14 protein-coding genes and 1 riboswitch are annotated in these 16,921 nt (G+C 71.5%); of the genes, 6 read left to right on the forward strand and 8 right to left on the reverse strand.

What is annotated here, in order from left to right:
* Positions 1-127: 127 nt before the first annotated feature.
* A complete protein-coding gene (locus tag V1633_RS09110; RefSeq protein ID WP_331213736.1) occupies positions 128-1,363 on the forward strand; it encodes a sensor histidine kinase in 1,236 nt (411 codons plus the stop codon).
* On the forward strand, positions 1,315-1,950 hold the full coding sequence (locus V1633_RS09115) for a response regulator transcription factor (RefSeq protein ID WP_331213737.1): 636 nt from the start codon (positions 1,315-1,317) through the stop codon (positions 1,948-1,950). Before V1633_RS09110 ends, V1633_RS09115 begins: the two co-directional genes overlap by 49 nt.
* A gap of 16 nt (positions 1,951-1,966) precedes the next feature.
* Here the strand turns inward: V1633_RS09115 and V1633_RS09120 are convergent, their stop codons facing one another.
* On the reverse strand, positions 1,967-2,740 hold the full coding sequence (locus tag V1633_RS09120; RefSeq protein ID WP_331213738.1) for a hypothetical protein: 774 nt from the start codon (positions 2,738-2,740) through the stop codon (positions 1,967-1,969).
* An 86-nt stretch (positions 2,741-2,826) separates the two neighbouring features.
* Positions 2,827-3,447 (reverse strand): CGNR zinc finger domain-containing protein, encoded by a 621-nt coding sequence (locus V1633_RS09125; protein WP_331213739.1) that lies wholly within the window; start codon positions 3,445-3,447, stop codon positions 2,827-2,829.
* Positions 3,448-3,537: 90 nt separating this feature from the next.
* Between V1633_RS09125 and V1633_RS09130 the strand changes: the two genes are divergently transcribed.
* Positions 3,538-4,800, forward strand: a complete 1,263-nt coding sequence (locus V1633_RS09130) for an MFS transporter (RefSeq protein ID WP_331213740.1) — start codon at positions 3,538-3,540, stop codon at positions 4,798-4,800.
* 227 nt (positions 4,801-5,027) lie between these two features.
* Here the strand turns inward: V1633_RS09130 and groL are convergent, their stop codons facing one another.
* The 6 genes from groL to V1633_RS09160 all read right to left on the reverse strand — a co-directional run bounded on the left by groL (position 5,028) and on the right by V1633_RS09160 (position 13,295).
* Entirely contained in the window at positions 5,028-6,599 is a 1,572-nt protein-coding gene (groL, locus tag V1633_RS09135) for a chaperonin GroEL (RefSeq protein WP_331213741.1), read from the reverse strand.
* Positions 6,600-6,767: 168 nt separating this feature from the next.
* Complete coding sequence (locus V1633_RS09140) at positions 6,768-7,304, reverse strand: DUF5994 family protein (protein ID WP_331213742.1); 537 nt, start codon at positions 7,302-7,304, stop codon at positions 6,768-6,770.
* Positions 7,305-7,399: 95 nt separating this feature from the next.
* Positions 7,400-7,747 carry a LapA family protein gene (locus V1633_RS09145; RefSeq protein ID WP_331213743.1) on the reverse strand — a complete coding sequence of 116 codons (348 nt, stop codon included), beginning with the start codon at positions 7,745-7,747 and terminating at the stop codon, positions 7,400-7,402.
* Between the two features lie 202 nt (positions 7,748-7,949).
* Positions 7,950-10,202 (reverse strand): 5-methyltetrahydropteroyltriglutamate--homocysteine S-methyltransferase, encoded by a 2,253-nt coding sequence (gene metE, locus V1633_RS09150; protein ID WP_331213744.1) that lies wholly within the window; start codon positions 10,200-10,202, stop codon positions 7,950-7,952.
* 116 nt (positions 10,203-10,318) lie between these two features.
* A riboswitch (cobalamin riboswitch) is annotated at positions 10,319-10,535 on the reverse strand.
* A 270-nt stretch (positions 10,536-10,805) separates the two neighbouring features.
* Positions 10,806-11,795 (reverse strand): glycoside hydrolase family 11 protein, encoded by a 990-nt coding sequence (locus tag V1633_RS09155; protein WP_331213745.1) that lies wholly within the window; start codon positions 11,793-11,795, stop codon positions 10,806-10,808.
* A gap of 576 nt (positions 11,796-12,371) precedes the next feature.
* Complete coding sequence (locus V1633_RS09160; RefSeq protein WP_331213746.1) at positions 12,372-13,295, reverse strand: LysR family transcriptional regulator; 924 nt, start codon at positions 13,293-13,295, stop codon at positions 12,372-12,374.
* 126 nt (positions 13,296-13,421) lie between these two features.
* Here V1633_RS09160 and V1633_RS09165 point away from each other — a divergent pair, with 126 nt between their 5' ends.
* The 3 genes from V1633_RS09165 to V1633_RS09175 all read left to right on the forward strand — a co-directional run bounded on the left by V1633_RS09165 (position 13,422) and on the right by V1633_RS09175 (position 16,770).
* The gene (locus V1633_RS09165) at positions 13,422-14,126 is read left to right on the forward strand and encodes a type 1 glutamine amidotransferase domain-containing protein (protein WP_331213747.1); all 705 of its coding nucleotides are present in this window, start codon (positions 13,422-13,424) and stop codon (positions 14,124-14,126) included.
* A 177-nt stretch (positions 14,127-14,303) separates the two neighbouring features.
* On the forward strand, positions 14,304-15,743 hold the full coding sequence (locus V1633_RS09170; protein WP_331213748.1) for an MFS transporter: 1,440 nt from the start codon (positions 14,304-14,306) through the stop codon (positions 15,741-15,743).
* Between the two features lie 232 nt (positions 15,744-15,975).
* Positions 15,976-16,770, forward strand: a complete 795-nt coding sequence (locus V1633_RS09175) for an SDR family NAD(P)-dependent oxidoreductase (RefSeq protein WP_331213749.1) — start codon at positions 15,976-15,978, stop codon at positions 16,768-16,770.
* Positions 16,771-16,921: the final 151 nt, after the last annotated feature.

The following is a 16,921-nucleotide window of genomic DNA, read 5'->3' on the forward strand; positions in this document are numbered from 1 at the left end:
CACGGGGGTGCTAGCACCACGATTGCGCCGTGGATCCGCGGGCACAATGAGAGCTGTGGACGTGGCCGGGACTGGCGAGAGGGTCGTCCGGTGGGCCCGGGACAGCGGGCGCTCCGTGTTGTCCGGCATGGCCGGGATCGGTCTGGCGTTGACCAACCTGCCGCTGCTCGCCGTGTCCGCCGTCACGTTGGCGCTGACTCCGGTGCCGTTCCTCGGTCTGGCGTTGGTGCCCTGGACGATGACACTGGTGCGGATGCGTGCCGATCTTGAGCGCAGGCGTGCCTCCCGGACCGGTGTCCTGGTGACCCGTCCGTACCATCCGCCCCCGGAGCGGGCCGTGGCCGGTGGCTGGCAGCGCTTCCGGTGGACCGTGACGGACCCGGCCACCTGGCGGGACCTCGCCTGGCTCGGGCCCGGCGCGATCGTCGGATTCGGCCTCGGGACGATCTGCGCGGCGGTGCCGTTGTACGGCCTCGCGGGTCTGACACTGGCACCGTTGTTGATCTGGCTCGGTACCGGCTGGTACGGCTACGGCGCCATCTGGTCCATCGACACGTTCAGTGACGGGCTGCTCTGCATACCGCAAGGCGCGGTGATCCTCGTCGTCGGTCTGTGGGCCGCGCCGTGGCTGCGCCGTGTCGACGCCTACTTCGCCCGGCTGTTCCTCGCGCCGACCAGGGCCGCCGAACTCCGGCTGCGGGTGACCCAGCTGACGGTGACCCGCGCTGACACGGTGGACGCCCAGGCGGCGGAGCTGCGTCGCATCGAACGCGACCTGCACGACGGCGTCCAGGCGCGCCTCGTCTCGCTGAGCATGATGATCGGTCTGGCCGACGAACTGATCGACCGGGACCCGGCGGCGGCCCACGAACTGCTCGTCGAAGCGCGCGAGTCCAGCGGTACGGCGCTCGTCGAGCTGCGACACCTGGTCCGTGGCATTCACCCGCCGGTGCTCGCCGAACGCGGGCTCGGCGGTGCCGTCCGTGCGTTGGCGCTCAGTCTGCCGCTGCCGATCACGGTCGACGTCGACCTGCCGGGACGGCCGGACACGCCGGTCGAGTCCGCGGCGTACTTCGCCGTCGCCGAGACGCTGACCAACATGATCCGGTACAGCCGGGCCAGCACCGGATCGGTGTCGTTACGGCATACGGTGGGTGTGCTGACGATGGTGGTCACCGACGACGGTGCCGGTGGTGCCGATCCCGCTGCCGGTACCGGTCTGCGCGGTATCGAACGCCGCCTCGCCGCGTTCGACGGCACGATCGCACTGTCGAGCCCGCCCGGGGGACCGACCGTCATCACCATGGAGGTTCCGTGCGCGTTGTCATCGCCGAGGACAATGCCCTCCTTCGGGACGGACTGACCCGGCTCCTGCGAGCCTTCGACTTCGACGTCGTCGCGATGGTCGACAACGGCCCCGCGTTGCTTCCCGTCCTGGTCACACACAAGCCGCAGGTGGCGGTGATCGACGTCCGCCTGCCCCCGACCTTCACCGACGAAGGGTTGCAGGCTGCGATCGCGGCCCGCAACCAGATGCCCGGCCTGCCGATCCTCATGCTCTCCCAGCACGTCGAGCCCCTCTACGCCCGTGAACTGCTCAGCACCCCGCACGGCGGGGTCGGCTACCTCCTCAAGGACCGGGTGTCGAACATCAGCGAGTTCGTCGACGCCGTCCGCAGAGTCGCCGGCGGTGGAACCGCCATGGACCCGGAAGTGGTCTCGCAACTGCTCGACCGCCGGGAGCCACTCGCCGTGCTCACCGCCCGGGAACGCGAGGTGCTCGGGGTGATGGCCGAAGGCCGCTCCAACGCGGCGATCGCGGTCAAGCTCCGGATCACCGAAAAAGCCGTGAGCAAGCACATCAACAACATCCTCACGAAACTGGACATGCCGCCGTCCGACGACGACAACCGGCGGGTCCTCGCCGTCCTCGCGTACCTGGACGCCTGAAGACCTGGATGCCTGGTCAGGCCGTGACGACGATGTCGGTGAAGGGTTCACCGGCCAGCAGGCGGCGGATGAGATCGTGTACGGCGTCGGCCCCGCCGTGGGTGGCGACCCAGCGGTCCACCACGCAGGCGCCGTTGCGGTAGAAGTCCTGCTCCGCGCCCGGAGCGGGAGTCGTCGTGGCGCGTGTCGCCGCCAGCGCCTCGGGATGGTCGATCGGGCAGCGTTCGGCGGCCGGCCTCGCGGTGAGATACCGCGCGTCGTCGGAGATCAGCACCGCGAGTCCCTCGTTGAACCACCTTGGCACCTGCGCGTACCGGGAGCCGAGCCGTCGGTACAGCTCGGTGTGCGCCAGCTCGTGGCTGGCGATCACCACGTTGGCGCCGTCCGGGGACAGCAGCAGGACGCGGTCGAGTAGCGCCCGGCCCTTCTCGCCGCCACCGCCGATGTGCCGATAGCAGTCGGCGCTGAGGCAGACCAGGACCCGTGGGTCGCTGCGGATGTCGCGGTAGAAGTCGCGGACCCGCTGACGCGCCGCCGCGACCATGTCCACCATCTGACGCCGCTGTTCCGGTGTCGCGTCGCCGTCGACGTACACGCCCGGGCCGGCCTTCCGCAGTCCGTAGCAGCCGGGGCAGGCCGCCGCGGCGACGACCGGGTACGCCACGACGAGTCCGACGACGGCGGCGACCAGCGTGACGACGAGCCCGGCGACCGTCCGCCTCAGCCACCGGCGCCGTCGCGGCTTCCTGTCGCCCGGCCGGTTGTCCCCGTCGGCGTTGTCCGTCTTCACCCTGTGGTGCCACCTGGTCGCGTCCGGCCCTCGACGCGACGACCACCTGGTCGCACGCAGCCCGCGACGTGCCAACCCGCCGGCGCTCACCGCGTCGCACGCGTACGTCGCGCGGCGACGTAGCGCCGGATCTTCTCCGTGGTTCCGCAGTCGTCCATGCTGCACCAGCGGCGACTGCGGTTCTTGCTCTCGTCGTTGAAGAGGAAGCGGCAGCCGCCGCATCCTTTGATCCGGTCCAGTGCGCCCGTGGTGAGCAGCTGAACCGCCGCGTGCACCACCGGCCGCAGCGGGCGGGCGAGCGTGTGGTCGTCCCGCCAGGTCCACACGAACGTGTCTGCCCGGTCGAGCTGTGCGTGGCCGAGCGCGTCCGCTTCGTCGTCGCGCAGCCGGGCCAGTGCGGACGTGCCCGGGCTCCCACCGGTGGCCAGTGCCCGGAACACGTCGTCGAGATCGTCCCGGGTACGCAGTGATCGCCTGAGGGCGTGCCGGGCGCCGCCCGGGTCGTCGCGGGACAGTCGGCGCAGTGCTGTCGCCTCTGCCTCGGTGAGGGCGCCCGCGTAGACGCCCCAGGCGATCAACTCGGGGTAGCCGGTGAGCACGTCGTCGTCGGGGGTGCCGTCGGGTGGACCACTGCGGGTGTTGACGAAGTCCAGGGCGAGGTTGCCGCCCACCAGGCGCATCCGTGTCACGTCCTCGACTGTTTCCATCGAAACCAACTTTACCAGTTGACCCGTGTCCGGGGTGTCGCTAGCGTGTTCCCATCATAACTCGTTTAGGGGGTAACGATGGGAGGGCAGATGGGGCGTAGCCGGGCAGTCGGGGCGCTGATCGGGTTGTCCGGCGGGACGTTCCTCTACACCACCGCCGAGGCGCTGCCGATCGGGCTGCTCCTCCCGATGGCCGGCGACCTGGCCGTCGCACCGTCGCAAGTGGGCATGCTCGTCACCGTGTACGGAGCGGTGGTGATGGTCGCCTCGGTCCCGTTGACGGCGCTGGTCCGGAGGGTTCCTCGCCGACGGTTGCTGTCGGCGCTGCTGGCCGGTTTTGTCGTCAGCACCGCGATCACGGTGTTCGCGAACACGTTCCCGCTGATGCTGGCGGCCAGGATGGCGACCGCCGCGACCCATGCGCTGTTCTGGGCGGTCGTGGTGCCGGCCGCCGCGGAGCTGTTCCGACCCGGACTACGCGGAAGGGTGGTCGCGGTCGTGTTCGCCGGCGGCACCGTCGCGTTGGCCCTGGGCGTACCCGCGGGCACCTGGCTGGGCGAGCGCGCCGGTTGGCGGGTGTCATTCCTGGCGGTGGCCGGGCTCGGCGCGATCGTGCTCGTCGTGGTGGCCTCGCTGCTGCCTTCGACCCGGCCCGAGGAGGGACATGCCGCCCGGGGCGCCACGCCCGACGTCCGCCGCTTCTGGCTGCTGGTGGCGGTGGCCGTCCTGGCGACCGCTGGCGCCATCGCCGCCTACACCTACGTCGCCCTCTTCGTCACCGAGGTCAGCGGATTCTCCGCCTCGTCGGTCGGGGCCGTCCTGTTGGTACGCGGCCTCGCCAGCGTGCTCGGCATCCTCGCCATCGGAACGGCGGTGGACCGCGGCCCGTGGCCCGCTCTGGTCGCGACCGTCGCGTTGCAGACGGTGGCGCTGCTCGGGCTGTACGCGTTCGGCCGACAACCGGTCGTGGCCGTCGGTCTGATCGCCCTGGCCGGACTGGCCTTCGCCGCGTTCACCGCGGCACTCGGTGGCCTCGTGCTGCAGGTGGCGCCCGGGCGCTCCGACCTCGCCGCCGCCACGGTCTCCGCCGCGGTCAACGTCGGCATCACCGGTGGTGCCTTCGTCGGCGGTCTTGCCCTGCCGAGCCACGGCGTGCGCAGCACGGTGCTGATCGGCACCCTGCTCGGTGTCGTCGCCCTGCTGACGGCACTCGGCGAACGGTTCATCCGGCCCGCCGGACGCGCCGAGGCCACGTCGTCGGACCTCGGCGAAGGTGAGCATGACCGCCGCGTTCACGTGCTCCGGCGCGGCAGGACGCGACCAGCTCCGGTGCCCGGCCACAGCGCCGGGTGAAGGGTGTCCAGGTCAGTGGTCCACCACGGACCTGGACACCCGCCTCGTCGACCGTGCCGCTCGCCCTTTGCCGTTGACCGGACCTGTCGGTCAACGGCGATGGGCGAGCCCGGTCGCCGCTTGGCCAGACCCGTCGGTCAACGATGATCGTCGGGTCTGGCACACCGTCGCACCGGCCGGACCCCGGCTGCGACCGGGCCGCCCGACGCCTCCGGTGCCGGGGGCGTCTACGGCTTGTCGACGACGAGCACCTCGGTGGTCAGGAACAGGGCGGCGATCGACGCGGCGTTCTGCAGCGCGGAGCGGGTCACCTTGGCCGGCTCGACGATCCCCGCTCCGAGCATGTCGACGTACGCACCGGTGGCGGCGTCGAGGCCGTGGCCAGGCGGAAGTGAACCGACCCTCTCGGCCACCACGGCACCCTCAAGACCGGCGTTGTCGGCGATCTGCCTGAGCGGGGCGGTCAACGCGACCCGCACGATGTTGGCGCCGGTGGCCTCGTCGCCGACCAGGTCGAGCTTGTCGAACGCCGTCACGGCGGCATTGGCCAGGGCCACCCCGCCGCCGGGGAGCAGACCCTCCTCGATGGCGGCCCTGGCGTTGCGGACGGCGTCCTCGATGCGGTGCTTGCGCTCCTTGAGTTCCACCTCGGTGGCCGCACCGACCTTGATCACGGCGATACCGCCGGCCAGCTTGGCCAGTCGTTCCTGCAGCCTCTCCCGGTCGTGGTCCGACTCGCTGTGCTGGATCTCGGCGCGGAGCTGGGCGACCCGGCCGGCGATCTGGTCCGGGTCACCGGCGCCGTCGACGATCGTGGTCCCGTCCAGGGTGGCGATCACCCTGCGGGCCCGGCCCAGCATGTCGAGGGTGACCGATTCCAGGGTGAGGCCCACGGTGTCGCTGACGACCTGACCGTTGGTCAGGACGGCGAGGTCGGTCAGCATCGCCGCGCGACGTTCACCGAAACCCGGCGCCTTGACGGCCAGCGAGGCGAAGGTACCCCGCGCCTTGTTGACGACCAGGGTGGCGAGGGCGTCACCCTCGACGTCCTCGGCGATGATGACCAGCGGCCTACCCGCCTGCTGCACCTTCTCCAGGACAGGGAGCAGGCTGAGCAGACTCGAGATCCTGTTCTCGACGATGAGGAGGTAGGGGTCGTCGAGCACACTCTCCATCCGCTCACTGTCCGTGATGAAGTAGGGCGAGAGGTAGCCCTTGTCGACGCGCATGCCCTCGGTGAGTTCAAGCTCCAGGCCGAAGCCGTTGCTCTCCTCGACGGTGATGACGCCTTCCTTGCCGACCCTGTCCATCGCTTCGGCGATGATCTCGCCGACGCCGGGGTCGTTGGCGGAGATGGACGCGGTGGCCGCGATCTGTGCCCTGGTCTCGACATCCTGGGCCTGGTGACGGAGTGCCTCGGTCACCGCGCTGACGGCCTGCTCGATGCCGCGCTTGAGCGAGACCGGGTTCGCGCCGGCGGCGACGTTGCGCAGCCCTTCGCGTACCAGGGCCTGGGCCAGGACGGTGGCCGTCGTGGTGCCGTCGCCGGCGACGTCGTCGGTCTTCTTGGCGACCTCTTTGACCAGTTCGGCGCCGAGCTTCTCGTACGGATCGTCGAGCCTGATCTCCCTGGCGATGCTGACCCCGTCGTTGGTGATGGTCGGTGCACCCCAGTCGCTGCCCAGTACGACGTTGCGGCCCTTCGGGCCCAGCGTCACCTTCACCGTGTCGGCGAGGATGTTCATCCCACGTTCGAGACCACGACGGGCGTCCTCACCGAATGCGATCAACTTGGCCATCTGTGTCGTCCTCCACTCGTCGTGCTGGCGTCCAGCACTGTTCGGACCGACCTGTGATGACGTACCCGCCCCACGAGGGGCGCATCCCATTCGGTTGACACCCGCGAAGGGCGGGTGCGATCCACGCCCCGGCGACCGCGCTGGTCACCGGCCTGTCCACCCGGCCCACTAGCCCACCACGCGGCGGCCGGACCGGCCGCCTTCGTCCTCCCAGACGGCCTCCGGGGCGGAGTCGTCGACCTCGCCGGTGCTGGCTGTGGTCACGGTGCGGAGGATGTGTCGGGGACCGATCCGGTTGCTGGCTATGGCGGCGAGGACCATCGCCGCGTCGGCGATGTTGCTCGCGGTGTCCGGCGCGACGACCAGCAGGTCGACGCGGTCGCCGTTGTCGCACAGGGCGGTGAGCAGGCTGACGGGCTGGCTGGTGAAGTAGCCGAGCCGTAGGACCCGGCCGGCCACCCCCAGACGGCGGGGACGGCTGTCCCATCCGTCGGCGGCGAGGACGAGCCGGGTCACCGGTCCCCGGAGCCTGTCGATGGCCAGGACGAGCCCCGGCAACTCCGCCACCGGGTCGGTCGAGCGGGGCCACCAGCCACCGTCCAGCAGGGTTCGGCGGGAGCCGGTCGGCTCCATCCGCAGTCGGGGAGTGGACGGTGGCGTCGGCGAGTGCGTCGGGGCGCGGCTCGCGGGGATTGTCTGTGTCATGGCAGGCCCTTCACGCCCGTCGCCGCGAGAAGACGCGGCGAGGGCTGCGGTGGGAAGGAGGTGGAGCAGGGCGTCGGCTGTGCGCAGGGTGCGGGTCAGTGGTGCTGCCGACGGGACAGGCGGCGCAGTTGGGTGATGCGGGCGGCACCGACCACCATGGTCAGGATCGCGGCGCCGACACCGGCGATCAGCATGGCCAGGGCCGTCGGCAGGGTCCCGTGCATCCACAGGAAGGTGACCTCGACACTCTGCGTGTTCTGCAGCATGAAGACGATGAGCACCACGCAGATGAGCGCGGCGACGCAGATCCCGACCCAGGCGGCGCCGGTACGGGTGTGCGGCAGCCGGGTGGTCGGCGACGGCGGGGCGCCCGGAGGCCGTGCTGGTGCCGTGGTGCCCGGGTCGGTCGACGTGCTTCCGATGTGGTGCAGGTCGTCGGACATGGCAACCCCCTCTGGGGGTGGGGCCGGTATGGCGGGCACCTCAAGGCTGGGATGTCATCGCTTCCGGAATGACCCCATCGTACGCTTGTTCGGCCCGACATGTCTGGTCTCGGGCGGGTGCACCTGCACCGGGGTTGGTGGCGCGGTCCAGGAGCGGTACCGGGGTGGCACACCGCGAGGCGATGTCCCACCCCGGCCGGGTTCAGCCGCCGCGTACCTCGGCCGCGGCGGCGACGAGGTGCCGCAGTGACGCCTCGACCTCGGGGTAGCCGCGGGTCTTGAGGCCGCAGTCGGGGTTGACCCACAGCCGCTGCGCGGGCACGGCCGCGACCGCCCGGCGCAGTGCCTCGACGACCTCGTCGTGCGACGGCACCCGTGGCGAGTGGATGTCCCACACGCCCGGACCGACGCCGCGGCCGTAGCCGATCTCCGCGAGGTCGTCGAGCACCTCCATCTTCGACCGGGACGCCTCGATGCTGGTGACGTCCGCGTCCAGGGCGTCGATGGCGGTGATCACCTCGCCGAACTCGCTGTAGCAGAGATGGGTGTGGATCTGGGTGTCGTCGGCGACACCGCTGGTCGCCAGCCGGAACGCGCCGACGGCCCAGTCGAGGTACGCCTTCTGGTCCGCCGCGCGCAGTGGCAGCGTCTCCCGCAGCGCGGGCTCGTCGACCTGGATGACCCGGATCCCGGCCCGCTCAAGGTCCTGACACTCGTCGCGCAGGGCAAGGGCGACCTGGTCGGCGGTGTCGGCGAGTGGCTGGTCGGTACGGACGAACGACCAGGCCAGGATGGTGACCGGGCCGGTGAGCATGCCCTTGACCGGCTGGTCGGTCAGCGACTGGGCGTAGCGGGACCACTCGACCGTCATCGGGGCCCGACGGGCGACGTCGGCGTAGATGATCGGCGGGCGGACACAGCGCGAGCCGTAGGACTGCACCCAGCCGTGCCCGGTGGCGGCGAACCCGGCCAACTGCTCGCCGAAGTACTGGACCATGTCGTTGCGTTCCGGCTCGCCGTGCACCAGCACGTCCAGGCCCAGCCGCTCCTGCAACCGGATGACGTGCTCGATCTCGGTACGCATCCGCTGGCGGTAACCGGCGTCGTCGAGTCGGCCGGCCCGATGGTCGGCCCGGGCCCTGCGCAGTTCGTCGGTCTGCGGGAACGAGCCGATGGTGGTGGTCGGCAGTGGTGGCAGGTCGAGCCGGGCCCGCTGGGCGGCGGACCGCTCCGGGTAGGGCCCGCGTCGCCGGTCGGCCGGGGTCAGCGTGGCCAACCGGGACCGTACCGTGGTGTCGCGCCATCCGGCCGGGGCTGCCGGCAGCGGCTCGGGCAGTCGGGCGGCGCCGTCGCGCAGGGCGCGGCTGAGCAGTACGACCTCGTCGACCTTCTGTCGGGCGAACGCGAGCCGCTGACGCAGGTCGGGGTCGAGGCTCGTCTCGCTGGACAGGTCCACCGGCACGTGCAGCAGTGAGCACGACGTCGAGACGGCGACGTGGTCGGCGAGCCCGGTCACGACCGCGCCGGACGCGGTCGCGGTGCGCAGGTCGGTACGCCAGACGTTGCGCCCGTCGACCAGTCCGGCGACGATCGTCCTGCCCCTCAGTGGGCCGGCGCCGGCGAGCCGGGTCAGGTTGCCGGGGCCGCCGGCCACCAGGTCCAGGCCGAGTGCTTCGACCGGTGTGTCGAGCAGGGCGGGCAGTGCGTCGCCGAGTTCGCCGAAGTAGCTGGCCACGAAGATCTTCGGCCGGCGTTCCACGGCGCAGAGTCGGGTGTAGGCGTCGCGTAGCGCGGTGATCCGGGTCGGGTCGCGGTCGGCGACGTAACCGGGCTCGTCCAGTTGCACCCACTCGACGCCGGCGTCGGCCAGCGCCCGCAGGATCTCGGCGTACGTCTCGACCAGGTCGTCCAGCCGGTCGAACGGTTCACCACTCGACGCCGGGGACTTGGCGAGCAACAGGAACGTGGCCGGCCCGACCAGCACGGGGCGCGTACGCACACCGAGGTCGCGGGCTTCGGCGTACTCCGCCAGCGCCTTGGCGGGGTTGGCCGCGAAGACGGTGTCCGGGCCGATCTCCGGGACGAGGTAGTGGTAGTTGGTGTCGAACCACTTCGTCAGCTCCAGGGCCGGCTCGGTGTCCACGCCGCGCGCCATCGCGAAGTAGGTGTCCAGTTCGCTCAGGCCGAGCCGGGTGAAGCGGGTCGGGACCGCACCGACCGCCACGGCGGTGTCGAGCATGTGGTCGTAGTAGGAGAAGGTGTTCGACGGGATCGCGTCCAGGCGCGCGTCACGCAGCGTCTGCCAGACCTCGGCGCGCAGCCCGGCCGCGGTGCGCTCCAGCGCGGCGGCGTCGATGCTGCCCGCCCAGTACGCCTCGACGGCTTTCTTGAGTTCGCGGTTCCCGCCGATGCGCGGGTAGCCGAGCACGGTGCTCTGCCCGAATCCGGTGGTCACAAAGGGTCCTTCCCTCGAAGTGCCCGACGACAGCTGGCGAGGGCACGGGGGAAGGGCACGGCACGACCGCGCTTCCGCCCCTGGCCCTCCCGAGAGGCCGTCGGCGGCGCACACCGTCGGTGTACGCGGTGCGGGCAGGTCTTCGGACTTGTGGGCGCGACCGGACAACCGGTCTCCTACTGGCCGTCGCTTCCCAGACCCCGGATGGGTCCAGTGCTCGATGACGGCGGTCGTTCCCACTCACCGCTGCGGGGCAGTCCCGGACTCACACCGGGTTCCCTCTTACGACGCCCCGACTGGCTGCCGGGGCGAACCAGCACTACCGGACATCGTACGGCGGGCGAGCCGATCCCGGACGGTTCGTCCGACGGTGTCGGGTCCGACACGAGGCCGGTGACCGGCGGGACGGGCCGGCAGCGTGGCGCCACGGCGACCGGTGCGGGTGCTGTCGGAACCGGTGGCGGGTGGGTGCCGGCCCCGGCACACAAAGGTCATCCGGCAGAACCCGAAGTCCCGTGAGGGGGGTTCCGCCGGATGACCGTGGTCCGGGGGTGCCCGGCGCGGGTGGGGGCCGACCGCGTCGACACCCCACCCGCGCTCAGGTCAGCCGGTTCCGCAGGACGCGGTTGGTGTCGTGTTGTTGCCGTTCTTGTAGAGCGTGATGCCGAAGTTGTTGCCGTTGCCGTTCGGACGCGCGGTGAGCGTGCCGCTGCTGCCGCTGACCGACGCGTTCCAGCTGCTCTGCAGGCTCTGGCCGCCGTTGGTGCGGATGGTGACGACCCAGTTGCTGGCACCGCTGACCGAGAAGGTCGTGTTGAACCGGTCGGACCATTCCTCGGCGCGGCTCACGCTGACCGAGCAGCTACCACCGCCACCACCGGGCGGCGTGGTCGTGGGGTTCGGGTTGGGGTTGCCACCGCCACCGCCGCCCTCCCGGACGGTGATGTCGGAGCTTCCCTGGCTCTGGTAGCCCTCGGTGGCCATGATCTGGTAGTAGTGGTTGCCGAGGTTCAGACCGGCGCGGGCCCAGGCGTCGAAGTGGTTGGCGGTGGTGATGGTGCCGCTGCTCCGCTTCTGCTGGCGGACAGACCAGTACTGGTAGAACGTGGCGGTGCCGTCGATCGACGGCTGGTTCACCCGCTGGCTGCGGAGGATGTCGTAGGTGCCGCCGTCGGTGGTGACGGTACCCATCCGGGTGGCGCCGCTGCTCGGGTTGTAGCTGCCGAAGTTCTCGACGATGTAGTACTCGATGAGCGGGTTCCGCGTCCAGCCGTACAGGGCGAGGTAGGTGTTGTTGTTGCCCGGGTTGTAGGTGCCCGAGTAGGTGATCGTCCGGCGGGTTCCGGGGTTCCAGCCCTTGCCGCCGACCCAGTTGTTGGTGCTCCTGCTCCACGAGCTGGAGTACCGGCCGTTCTCGCGCAACACTACGCAGGCGTCGCCGCTGTCCTTCCAGAACGAGAAGAAGAACCCGTTGTGCGTGCCTTCCGTGCTCGAGCAGACCTGCCGGTCCGCCTCGGCCTGGGCGGGGCTGGACACGAGTGCGGTCATTCCGGCGGTGACCAACGCGATGGCGCAGGCACTGCCGATGAGCATCCTGAGGCGTCCGCCGCGTCTGCGGCCCCTGGACTGGACGGGGGGTGCGTTCATGTACTTGCTTCCTCCTCGTGAGGGCTGGCCGGGGCCAGCAGCGCGGCACGACCCGACGGGTGAGCTTTCGGCGGCCGGGGGACGGCCACCGGGGTCGGTGCACATGTCGCGCGGTGGTGGTGGGGCCGGTCGTACTGCACGACGACCGGAGGAGTAGGTCGCGGTGGGTGGCATCGGCGGCGATTGAGGCCCGTCGATGGCGTCAGTATTGGCCCCGCGTCGTTGCCTTGTCAACAACTATCGGAAACGTTGTGGAAACCTGCCCCGGGCCACGGATTTCGGCGTCGGAGACATCCGGCCTGGCCAGTAGTTACGGCGGGTGGGGTCAGGTACGGGGTCGACCTGCCGGAGCTCTGGTAGAAGGATCGGGATCCGCGTCACCGGCTCCGAAAGTTCCGGAGATCTTCCGGACCATGTCGCCCCTGGCGATCCCACCGGGGGTGTCGTCCACCAGGGTGCGCGGGTGTCCGGCCGGCTCAGGACCGCGGCGACGGCCAGCGGCGGGTCACCACCGGGCGGTGGTCACCAGGAGCGGGCGGTCCGGAGGATGGTGTCGCGAACCCGGGTCGCCTCCGGACTGAGTACGGAGTTCACGCGCTCGGCGATGAAGCCGGTGTTGATCGGCGGCTCCTCGGGTTCGAGGAGCGGGACCAGGGCCCCGGTGCGCAGTTCGTCGGCGCACAGGTAGCGCGGCAGGACGGTGACACCCGCGCCCGCCACGGCGGCGGCCAGCACACCGCGCAGATCGGGGACCACCAGGGCGGCCACGCCGGTCAGTCGGTGGCGGAAGACGTGCCGCCAGTAGCGGCGGAGGATCGGCAGGTCCTCGGCATAGGTGATCAGCGGTACGCCCTCCAGGGGCGTCGAGTCGTCCGCGCTTAGGGGGCCGATCCGGACACTCCAGGTCGGCGCGGACACCAGGACGAACTCCTCGTCCATCAGCGGTGTGGCGACGACCGAGCGCCCGCGCGGGCGTACGGCGGACAGGACGAGGTCGAAACGCCGGGCGCGCAGGCCGTCGAGCAGTTCCTCGGCGAGTCCGGTGCTGACCCGTAGTCGTACGCCATGCGCGACGAGCGGCGCGAGGGCCGGCAGTACCCGGACGGCCAGCAGCTCGGCGGGCCCGCCCAGGTGTACTGGTTTGGCGGGGGCCGTGGCGTCGCGTTCGGCGACGAGGGCGAGTTGGTCCATGGGTGCCGAGATCCGGGCGGCCAGGTCGTTGGCGACGGCGGTGGGCGCCACGCCGCGCGGCAGCCGTTCGAACAGCTGGTGGTCGAGTTGCTGTTCGAGCGCGCGGATCTGGCCGGTCACGGTCGGCTGGGCCAGTCCGAGGCGGCGCGCGGCCTCGGTGAGCGAGCCGGCCCGGTACACCGCGAGAAAGGTCCGGAGCTGGGTGAGATCGAGTGGCCGCCCGGCCGCCGAGCCATCGGAATTCCTTGGGTCCACACCAGTAATCCTATTGGTTTGCTGAGGGCAGGCCGACCTACCGTCGAGACCGTCAACCGGCGTGCTGCCGCCGGTGACCAGCCCTTCGGCCGGTATCGGCCGGAAACAACCGACGGAGTGGACAACATGGCGAAGATCCTGTTTGTGATGACCGGCGCGGACCACTGGACGCTGGCCGACGGTGAACGGCATCCCACCGGCTACTGGGGCGAGGAGTTCGCCGCCCCGTACCGGGCACTCACCGCAGCCGGCTACGAGGTGGTCGTCGCCACCCCGGGTGGTGTGGTCCCGACGGTCGACCAGGCCAGCCTGGCCCCCCACCTCAACGGCGGTCAGCAGGGCGCGGACGCGGTCGTCGCGCTGCTCGACGAGGCGGAGGTGCTGCGCCGACCGATCCGCCTGGCCGACGTCGACCCCGCCGACTACGCGGCGGTCTTCTACCCGGGCGGCCACGGTCCGATGGAGGACCTGTCCGGGGACGCCGAGTCGGCCCGGGTGATCACCGAGACCCTGGACTCCGGCAGGCCCCTGGCGCTGGTCTGCCACGGCGTGGCGGCCCTGCTGGCGACCGAGACGCCGGACCGGGTGTCACCGCTGCACGGGTACCAGGTCACCGGTTTCACCCGGAACGAGGAGACCCAGACCGGGCTCGCCGACCGGGCCAGGTGGCTGCTGCAGGACCGGCTGGTCGCGCTCGGCGTGCGGTTCAGCGAGGGTGACGCGTGGGCGCCGCACGTGGTGACCGACCGCAACCTGATCACGGGGCAGAACCCTGCCTCCTCCGCCCGGCTCGCCGCCACCCTGGTGGAGCGGCTCGGCACGGGCGCCTGATTCCGGAGTACGCGGGACGCGGTCCGGCACCGCGTCCCGCGCCCCCGGGGCGGACCACTGTCCGTTCCGCCGTCGTGCCCGGCGGTCGCGCCCCACCCGGCTGCTGTCGACGCCGACGGTCGCGCCTCGCCCGGCGTCGCACCGCACCCCTCAACACCGCGAAAGTTCGACCTTCCCATGGCAACCCAACCAAGTCTCAGCATCCGGTCTCCGATCCCCGTCCTGGTCGCGGTCCTCGGGCTCGGCGCGGTCATCGTGTCGATGATGCAGACCCTCGTCGTGCCGATCCTGGGCGTCATCCGACAGGACCTGCACGCCTCCACCGCCGATGCCACCTGGCTCACCACCGCCACCCTGCTCGCGGCGGCGGTCTGTACGCCACTCGCCGGCCGGCTCGGCGACCAGTACGGCAGCCGCCGGGTCTTCCTCGGCGTGCTCGCCCTCACCCTCGCCGGGTCTGTCCTCGCCGCCACCACCCGCACGCTGGCGTGGCTGATCGTCGCCCGGGCACTGCAGGGCGTCTCGACCGCGCTCTTCCCACTCGCCCAGTCGGTGCTGCGGAACCAGCTGCCCACCGCACGGATGCCCGGGGCGATGGGGACGATCAGCGGTGCGCTGGCCCTCGGCAACGCCGTGGCGCTGGTCAGCGCGGGGTTGCTCAGCGGGGCATCCACGGCCGACTACCACCTGGTCTTCTGGCTGGCGGCCGGGGTGTCCGGACTCGCGCTCCTGGCCACCGCCCTGGTCGTGCCCGGTGCCGCCGGGACGGGCGCGGGGCGTACGGACTGGCTCGGCGCCGTGCTGCTGGCCGCGTCGCTCACCCTGCTCCTGTTGCCGCTGTCCCGGGGCGCCGACTGGGGATGGACGTCGGTGCCGACCGTCGGCTGCCTCACCGGGGCCCTGGTACTGGGCGGTGTCTGGGTACGCGTCGAACGTCGTCGACCGGACCCGCTGGTGCAACTGGGGGTCTTCGCCCGACCCGTGGTGGCGGCGGTCAACCTCGCCGGCTTCCTGCTCGGGTTCGCCATGTTCATGCAGTTCATCGGGGTGTCGACGGTGGTCCAGCTACCAGCCGCCCCCGCCGGGTACGGGCTCGGGGCCAGTGTCTCGCAGGCGGCGATCGGCTACCTGCTGCCCCCGGCCCTGGCCTCGCTGCTCGCCGCCCGGCTCGCCGGTACGCTGACCCACCGGTTCGGGGCCCGCCGGGCGCTGGCCGCCGGGAGCGTCTCCGGGGTGACCGGCTTCGGCCTGCTGGCCGTGGTGCACGACCGGCCCGCCGGGGTGCTCGCCGGCGGGGTGCTGGTCGGTGTCGCGATCAGCTTCGGTTTCGCCACGCTGCCGGCGGTCCTGCTCGACGCCGTGCCCCGGGCGCAGACCGGGGTGGCCAACGGCGTCAACTCGGTCTTCCGCTCGGTCGGCAGTTCGGTGGCGAGCGCTCTGCTGGGTGCGCTGCTGGCCACCGGCGCGGTGGGCCGCCCGGGTGCGGCGCAGCCCGCGCTACCCGCGCAGAGCCGGTTCACCCTCGCCTTCTCCCTCGCCGCCGCCGCCTTCGCGGTGGTGGCCTGCGTCGCCCTGCTCGGCCGACGGGCGGCACCGACTCCGACCGGAGACGGCTGACCCGCCCGTCGAACCCACCCGGCCGCCGGCAGCTCCCGCCACGAGCGGGGCTGACCCGCCGGCTCCCCCAGCCACCGCCATGAGCGGGGCTGACGTACCGCGCCTCGGCCTCCGCCACCTCGGCAGACCGCCACGGGCGCGGCTGACCCGCCGTCGTCCGGGGTGCGCGACCGACGCCACCCCGGCACACCGTTGCGCCGCGACCGCGGCGCACCTCACCGGAAGGACGACCATGCCACTGATCCTGATCACCGGAGCCTCCGACGGGCTCGGCCGTGCTCTCGCCGAGGACCTGGCGGCGACCGGCCGGCACCGGTTGCTGCTGCACGGCCGCGACGCCGACCGGCTCGCGGAGGTCGCCGAGGCCACCGGCGGTACCGCACTGCGGGCCGACCTCTCCGCGCTGCACGAGGTGAAGCGTCTCGCCACGCGGGTCGGGCAGGCCCACGACCGGCTGGACGTCCTGGTCAACAACGCGGGCGTCGGCTTCCACGTGGACGGCGGTACGCGTCAGCTCTCCGCCGACGGGTACGAGCTGCGGCTCGCGGTCAACTATCTCGCCCCGGTCCTGCTCACCCGAGAACTGCTGCCGCTGCTGCGTCGGGGGCGGCCGGCCCGGGTGGTGAACGTCGCCTCCATCGGCCAGCAGCCGATCGACTTCGACGATCCGCAGTTGGCACACGACTACACCGACGTGGCCGCGTACTGCCGGTCGAAGCTGGCTCTGATCTGCCACACCATGGACCTGGCCGCCGAGCTGGCGGACAGCGGGGTCAGCGTGAACAGTGTCCATCCGGCCTCGTACATGCCGACGGGCATGTCGGCGCGGGCCGGGGTGGAGGTCGTCGACAGCCTGGAGAAGGGGGTGTCCGCCACCCGGCGGCTGGTGGACGGGGCGGACCTCGCCGGTGTGACCGGTCGCTACTTCGACAGCGACCGGGAGGCGCGGGCCGCCGGGGAGGCCTATGACCCCGGCTACCGGCAGCGGCTGCGTGAGTTGACCCGGGAACTGCTGACCGGGTTCTGAGCCGCCGTCACCCGACGGAACCCGGGATCTGTGCCGAACCGGTTCCCACACCGGCGGCGTCCACGGCTGTCCGGACCATCCGACCCACCGCGAGGCGTCCGACCGCCGTCAGCCGTCCGGTCGTACCGGTGGGGTGGACTGGGGCGCTTGA

This window comes from Plantactinospora sonchi (assembly GCF_036422035.1).
GTDB classification, from domain to species: domain Bacteria; phylum Actinomycetota; class Actinomycetes; order Mycobacteriales; family Micromonosporaceae; genus Plantactinospora; species Plantactinospora sonchi.